The organism is Sphingorhabdus sp., from assembly GCF_044357595.1.
In the GTDB taxonomy this organism is placed as follows: domain Bacteria; phylum Pseudomonadota; class Alphaproteobacteria; order Sphingomonadales; family Sphingomonadaceae; genus Sphingorhabdus_B.
This window is the reverse complement of record NZ_JBIKPH010000134.1, coordinates 1-6,626: the sequence shown is the minus strand read 5'-3', so window position 1 is coordinate 6,626 and position 6,626 is coordinate 1. Positions and strand designations below refer to the sequence as shown.

Genomic DNA, 6,626 nt, shown 5'->3' with positions numbered 1-6,626 from the left:
CGCAACGCTGGCTCGCATGGGCTGAAGTGCCCCGCGCATTGTTCGCTATGGCTAATCTGCCATATCACTGGACAGAGCTCTCCTCTGCCCCTCAAGGGGATCAGCGGCCTGTCTTCGTTATTCCCGGCATTGGCATGACAGACCGGTCGACGCTTATTCTGCGCCGTTATTTGGGATTTCTAGGGTATAAGGTGCACGCTTGGGAACTCGGCCGCAATCTCGGTGCCAAAACAATTGGCTTGCGCAATGAGCGGCTCATAGAACGGGTAAAATCCGTTCACAACGCGGCGCAAAGGCCAGTGACCTTGATTGGTTGGAGCATGGACGGAATTATGGCGCGCATGGTTGCAAGACGTCACCCGAAACTGATATCTCAAGTCATCTCGCTTGGTTCGCCATTTGCGGGCGATCCATTCGCAAGCAGTGCATTTGAAGTCTATGAACGCCTGAGCGGACATAGCCTGAAAGCACCTATCGCGCAGATACAGATCGCCGAAAGTAAGCTTCCCCTGCCCGTACCGGCGGTTTCATTTTATTCAAAAAGCGACGGCATTGTGCCGTGGCAAGCCTGTCTTGAGCCAGAAACGCCAAGTGCGCGTAACATCCCCGTGCGCTGCGCCCATTGCGGCTTTGGCTTCAGTGCGGAGGTGCTTCGCGCCATTGCTGACCGATTGGCCATTACGTCTAGCAATTTGCTGCCAATGTTGAGTACAACGGAACCAAAAGACAACTATGCGCACGCCTAGACGTGCCGATGGATCATGCTTAAGTCAAAATTCTTTTAGTGGAAAGCGGCCAGCAAAAAAGCTGCGACGCTCAGAAACGTCCCAAAAGGTAGGCGTAATGGAGGCGCTCTGTCGCGGACATAGACCGTAGCAACATGTGCAAATCCGATTAGGCATGCCAAGAGCAACGTCATCGGCAAAAGCTGCCAGCCCAGCCAGATACCAATCGCCCCAAATAATTTGGGATCGCCGCCGCCCATGCCCTCTTCGCTCCGGATTTTTCGGAACCCCTGACGGATGGCCTCCAGCGATAAAAACCCTAAAGCACCGCCCATGACCCGATCTGTCCAAATACTATCGGGTAAGAGGAAATAACCACCGACAGTGCCTACCCCTGCAAGGGCGATCACAAGCCGGTTAGGCAGCCACAATCGCTGATAATCCAATATGATCAATGGCAGCAACAGCCAACCAAACACGGCCATAGCCACAGCTGACTCGCTCGGAACCAAAAGTATAGCCGATAGTCCAATCGCAGCGGAGATTAGCTCGGTATATAAAGCGCCGACACCAATGTTTTGGCGACAATATCGGCATTTGCCCCTAAGCAGAGCAAAGGAGAAAATCGGAACAAGGTCCTTAGGCGGAAGCGTCGACTGACACGCATCACACCGTGACCGTCCGTTTGATATCTGCTCTCCAATTGGCCAGCGGCTGCAAAGGGCGGCAACGAAACTGCCCCAAATTGCGCCCAAGATAACGAACGATATCAGCTGATACCAGAAAGGCAGGGCGAACTGCACCTCACCCAATGACGACAAAAGCTTGCTCAGAACCGACCCTTTTGGACAAGCCGGTAGCCACCAGCCACAGGGCGGAACCCCGAGAGGTTCAAAAGCGCTGCTTGGTCGCCTCTGTTGGCATCAAGCGTTACTGCAATGGTGTATGTCCCATCAGTTGACAAACGGATATCAGCCCGCTCCATACCCGATTGACTGACCAGTGGCAGCAACAGACGCGCACCATCACAACGTGGTTTGCCGAGCATCCCATTTTGCAGGTTGAGCCCTGGTACACTGTCGGACAGGGTCAGGCGCGCTTGTCCCCCGGCTTCGATGCATCGTCCTGCAGCAAAACGTGCCGAGAAGCCTTCAAACTGGATATTTTCTGCCGGAAATGGCGCCAAAAGCGCACCGACTGGCAAAGTGGCATTTAGGTCATGGACCGACATACCCCCAATCCCGCGCGCAACAGAAGCAGTTATCCCGGGAGCCAAGGGTGCATCGCCGCGCGATACCAGAAATTCTGCACGACCCAGAAACAATGGCCATATTAACAAGCGCGCGTTGACGTCACCAACGGGCAAGGTGCCCAAGCGCAGATCGCGTAACGAGCCATCCCAGATAATGCCCTCAACCTTACGCGCTGTTATGCCTTCGCCTCCGACCACCGCACGCAAGGGTATAAAAATTACAAGGCAAACCGCGAGTATCGCAGCCAAGGTAATGATGTATGCACGTTTCATTGTGCGCCCATCTGCATTTGGGCCTCAACAGTGACGGTTCCATTGGCTCCAGACCGCATGGTGGCCGTGCGCACGACAATATTTTGTGCCTCCAACTCGTTTACCCAAGCCAGAAAAGCTGGTGCCCGCGCTTGGTCAATACGAATGCTGATCTGACCCGGCGCTGCGTTTGCAGACTTTATGACATCAAAGCCTTTTTCAGCTGCACTCTGGGTAACCAATAGACCAATGTCTGCAGCGGCCGCCGTGCGCGCAACTGGCCGCTGACCCTGTGTCAATGCGACCTTGGCGACAATCCGTCCCCGCCGCTGCACCGCCTCATCAAGGTCTAACGCATCTTTTTCTACGACCGATAGTGCTGGCATAATGATTGCGAAAACAGCGATAGACAACCCCGCCAAGATACCGGCTGATGCTACCAGCCATTTTTCGCGCTGTGTCAGCGCTCCAAACCATAAACGAACCGACGCTATCATGGCATCCTCATGGTGATATCGACCAATGTTGAACCGCTTGCATCTTGGCGCGGGGTCGCCGTAATTTTAAAACCGTCTTGCTGAATGCCCAAAAGCGTTTTGTTGATATTATCCGCGGTGGGGGCTGCAAGAATAACGGTTAAAGTGCCGTCAGGGGTAAAACGCATCTCGCGTACCGATACGTTAGGCGATGCCTTAACACTGCGCCACAAGGCGGCGGAAAGCGGTGTAAAGCTTCCCTGCACAATACCCTTTCGATTTAACGCGTTGGTGAGCGCACTTTCGGCTTGGTTTATGTCTTGAATAGATGGGTCAATTTTCTGTGCAGCCGCCAACGCCGTGTCGTTTTCGGCTTTGGTAGCGATCCAGTATTTTGACAGCGTCACCAGAGTAATCATCATTGTAAGAGCAACGATGGCTATCAATATCCGCTGTAACCAGATGCGTTGCGTTTCGGTTGTCCAAACCGTCCGCTCCCTTTTTGCGAATATTCCCTCGCGCATGTTCAGCACAGGTGCGGCGCTTGCCGATAACAGCATAGACCGTAGGGCACTTGTTTCTATATCGATCGCCTTGTCGGCACCAACGAATATATCGCGAAGAACCTGCTCATCTGGAATGGCTATTCCGGGACCGCGCAATACCGAAACGCCGTCTAGTTCCGCCTTGAAAAAGCCATCCGGGCCGGTGTTCAAAACGAGCGCGAGAGGTATGACGATATCAGGATTTATCCCCCGTGCTGCAAGCCGGTCTAGACCATATTGCATAACGTCTGGTGCGATGGCCGCGGTTACCGAGGACCCGTCAAAATCCACCCCAGCACTGCAATGAACCAACCCAAGCGCTTGCTCGGAGGCACGCAGTTTAGCAACAGTCATAGCTTGCCGTGCTTCAAGTTCAGGAAAGGTAAACCAATTGTTTCGGACATCCTGAGGCGCCACAACCGCCATTACCGTTGCATCGTCAGCGGCAGCCTCAAACTCTGACAGAAGGCCCGCCGCTTCCCACACGCCTTCGGACACCCGAAAAATATTAGGGTCATCATTCACTGTCGTGGGAAAGCGCGTGAGCATGAGGGTCACTCCTCTTCCCCCCAGCTGCGCCAAACAACACGCGCGGGCGCCGGAGACGCCACAATCATCGATTGTCCAGCAAGGGTCAGTTCGCCAAATGAAACTTGCGTGTTCAAAAGGAAATAGTTGCTCGTCAGTTTAACTTGCCCTTGCACCTGAGAAGTCGGCTCAAGTGCCGCAAGTTCAGGTGCGGCCCAGAATCGAATGAGACTGCCATAGCCATTCAAAGGCCGCTTGGCGAGATAGCTGCGCGCGGTGGATATGTTCATCTTGCCCGGCGCGAATAGCATCGCCAATAAAGGTGCTTGCTCGGGCAGCAATGTGTTAACGTTCAGCGGGGATAAGGCCGACTTAGGCAGTGCACAAATCCAGTCCTGAAGCTTGGCATAAACAGATGGCGTTACGCCCTTCACGGCCCGCAGCTCACTCGGGTGGGCGAATAGCCTATTGGCAGCCAGATAAGGTGTTGTCGCAGACTGGTAGGCGTCATCTTCCACACCATTGGCAACTGGCGTAATATCACTGTCCGCCCAATCTGTGGCCGCTGCGGCTATATTGCGCGCTGTATTTTCATCAGTGCCCAAAGCGACCATCAGTGATGTCATCTGTAAAGTGCCAGTTGCATTTGCCAGATAGCGCCCATCTGCGTCGGTCACCAGACTATTCAAGTTGAAGCAATTGTCGGCATCACGCAGCGTCGCAGTCGCTGAACCCAAGGGAATAGGCAGGCTTTGCGGTTTACCGAGCCAGCCACCCTCTAGCGTTGTCTGTGCCGCATCGCGCGCCAGCAGATCCTCAATCCGTGCGGCCGCAATCGCTTCTGCGGCGTAGGTAAACATACGCGCTTGCGCCAAAGCGTTACCATTTGACGTCAATTTGCTCGACAGAGTCAGCCGGTCAAGTGTTGTAGCGGCAATCACAGCCAGCACCGCCACCATCAACAATACCGATAGCAAGGCAGCACCGCGTTCCGAGGGTTTAGCTAGCATCACTGATCAGGGCTTGTTTCAATGCTGGACGGCGGAACGCGTGTTTGCGGCCCGACGAGGAAGAGCAAACGTTCCTCTGCCCTGCCCTTAACCGTCACGCGCAACGCAACTGCGCGCGGCAAAGCATTGGCATCTGCAGCGCTCCAGTCACCACGCCACTGCCCTTTATCATCGCGATACTCGACATTCGCGGACGTAACATTTTCGAGCAAATTTGCAGCATCTGCGGGGGCAGTACCATCCAACATCGGCCAACTTAACCGCTTAAGCGCTCCATCCTCCAAAACATAAGCCACGCGCTGCAGGCCTGCCCTTGGCGCTGCATCATAGTTGGACCAACCTGCCCGGACAAAGCCAAATAAGGCGCCAGAAACGGCTGCATCGCCTTGCGTAAAAGCGGGCACGGGTTGCCCTGACTGATCGCGCATTGGGCGCGCAATAGCTTGCGCCAGATCACCTTCCAAGCTGTTGGCTAGGCGGTGCGACAGTGCCATTTCCTCCAAGCGCTTTTTCACAGCAATTTGGGTGTCAGTGCCGGAACGCAGAAGCATCACGCCAGCAACGGAGATCAGCGCAAAAATAGCCAGCGCCACCAGCAGCTCAATCAGCGTGAAGCCAGCTTCTGTAATGCGGACATTGGTCACTGCTCAATTGGCCTTGCGATGGACAAGCGTGCCTTACGCAGCGCGGCGTTGCCTGAGCCTGTGACCACAATATCCACCATCACGAGACGACTGTCGTCGGTAGGGCTGGCGGTTGCTGTCCATATCCATTTCTGGCCGCCATTGACCTCTTCCCCGCGCGTTTCGCCTAAAGTGGGTGGCGCGGGGTTAGACAGTATTTCAACCGCCACATTGCGCCCAACCTGCCACGCCATGCCGCTATCGGCCAAATTGGCTGTCGAGCGAACTGAATATCCCTGCAGCCGCACCATCGCCAAAGCGGCAAGGCTAAATATTGCCAAAGCGACCATGATCTCTAGCAAGGTAAAACCGTTGCGCTGTGGTTGGGACTTAACGAACAACGCGGACATCCCCCGTTGCCGCCAGCGCAAGCGTCACCGCAACATTGTCATGCTTGATAGTGATATTAGCGGCGCTGGAGGGCATGCCGGTGCTGTCAAACGCAACGCGCATTTGACGCGCGCCTGACATCTGAACAGATGTTCCGCTTTGCCAGTCAGTAGATGTAAAGGGCGCCTCTGAAAGGGGAACCCATGCACCATTGTCCCGTCTCTCAAAACCATAGCCTGAGGGACGGATGGTGACCGCCATACTGCGTGACTGCACGATCGCATTGTCACGCAACGCCGCTACCCGGGCGGCAAAGCGCTCCGCCTCATCACGGATCCCGCGGTCTGGCGACCGCACCGTCATCACGACTGCCGCGCTGGCGATGCCAATGATGAATATTACCACCATCAGCTCTACCAACGTAAAGCCCTGCTCACTTGGCTTTATATTTCCAGAATGCGGCGTCTTAAGCGCCGTAAATATCCGCATTTTCGTTCTCGCCGCCGGGCGCGCCGTCAGCACCAAGCGAATAGATATCAAAGGCACCATTTTTTCCGGGCATGCTGTACTGATAAGGGCGGTTCCATGGATCCATCGGTAGTTTTTTGATATAGCCCTCGGCGCGCATTCCACTTGCAGTGGGCGGCGTAACCAAAGCCTGAAGGCCTGCTCCTGCGTCTGGATAAGTCAGATTATCGAGCCGATAGGTTTCCAACGCTTGACCCAGCACTGCAATATCGGCCTTTGCCTTTTGCACCATGGCCTTATCTTGGTTCGGCAGAACATTGATCGCGACAATCGTGGTCAGCAATGCCAAAATAAACA

10 protein-coding genes and 1 pseudogene are annotated in these 6,626 nt (G+C 54.8%); 1 reads left to right on the top strand and 10 read right to left on the bottom strand.

What is annotated here, in order from left to right:
* On the top strand, window positions 1-746 hold a 746-nt coding region (locus ACIQ2T_RS11285; protein ID WP_397590893.1), incomplete at its 5' end, for an esterase/lipase family protein.
* 35 nt (window positions 747-781) lie between these two features.
* Here ACIQ2T_RS11285 and ACIQ2T_RS11280 read toward each other — a convergent pair.
* From ACIQ2T_RS11280 to gspG, 10 genes and pseudogenes are all read right to left on the bottom strand, one after another.
* Entirely contained in the window at window positions 782-1,210 is a 429-nt protein-coding gene (locus ACIQ2T_RS11280; RefSeq protein WP_397590895.1) for a prepilin peptidase, read from the bottom strand.
* A gap of 45 nt (window positions 1,211-1,255) precedes the next feature.
* Window positions 1,256-1,528 (bottom strand): annotated as a pseudogene (locus tag ACIQ2T_RS11275) (prepilin peptidase); the annotation flags it as partial.
* Window positions 1,529-1,554: 26 nt separating this feature from the next.
* Window positions 1,555-2,250, bottom strand: a complete 696-nt coding sequence (gspN, locus tag ACIQ2T_RS11270; protein ID WP_397590892.1) for a type II secretion system protein N — start codon at window positions 2,248-2,250, stop codon at window positions 1,555-1,557.
* Complete coding sequence (gene gspM / locus ACIQ2T_RS11265) at window positions 2,247-2,726, bottom strand: type II secretion system protein GspM (RefSeq protein ID WP_397590891.1); 480 nt, start codon at window positions 2,724-2,726, stop codon at window positions 2,247-2,249. The genes gspN and gspM overlap by 4 nt, the downstream gene beginning before the upstream one ends.
* The gene (locus tag ACIQ2T_RS11260) at window positions 2,723-3,799 is read right to left on the bottom strand and encodes a hypothetical protein (RefSeq protein ID WP_397590890.1); all 1,077 of its coding nucleotides are present in this window, start codon (window positions 3,797-3,799) and stop codon (window positions 2,723-2,725) included. Before ACIQ2T_RS11260 ends, gspM begins: the two co-directional genes overlap by 4 nt.
* Before the next feature lie 5 nt (window positions 3,800-3,804).
* Entirely contained in the window at window positions 3,805-4,788 is a 984-nt protein-coding gene (gspK, locus tag ACIQ2T_RS11255; RefSeq protein ID WP_397590894.1) for a type II secretion system minor pseudopilin GspK, read from the bottom strand.
* Window positions 4,788-5,432: a type II secretion system minor pseudopilin GspJ gene (gene gspJ / locus ACIQ2T_RS11250; RefSeq protein WP_397590889.1), complete on the bottom strand. Its 645-nt coding sequence runs from the start codon at window positions 5,430-5,432 to the stop codon at window positions 4,788-4,790. The genes gspK and gspJ overlap by 1 nt, the downstream gene beginning before the upstream one ends.
* On the bottom strand, window positions 5,429-5,821 hold the full coding sequence (gspI, locus tag ACIQ2T_RS11245; RefSeq protein WP_397590888.1) for a type II secretion system minor pseudopilin GspI: 393 nt from the start codon (window positions 5,819-5,821) through the stop codon (window positions 5,429-5,431). Before gspI ends, gspJ begins: the two co-directional genes overlap by 4 nt.
* Window positions 5,802-6,290, bottom strand: a complete 489-nt coding sequence (locus ACIQ2T_RS11240; RefSeq protein WP_397590887.1) for a GspH/FimT family pseudopilin — start codon at window positions 6,288-6,290, stop codon at window positions 5,802-5,804. The genes gspI and ACIQ2T_RS11240 overlap by 20 nt, the downstream gene beginning before the upstream one ends.
* The coding region (gene gspG, locus ACIQ2T_RS11235) for a type II secretion system major pseudopilin GspG (protein WP_397590886.1) at window positions 6,268-6,626 on the bottom strand (359 nt) is incomplete at its 5' end. The genes gspG and ACIQ2T_RS11240, both read right to left, overlap by 23 nt.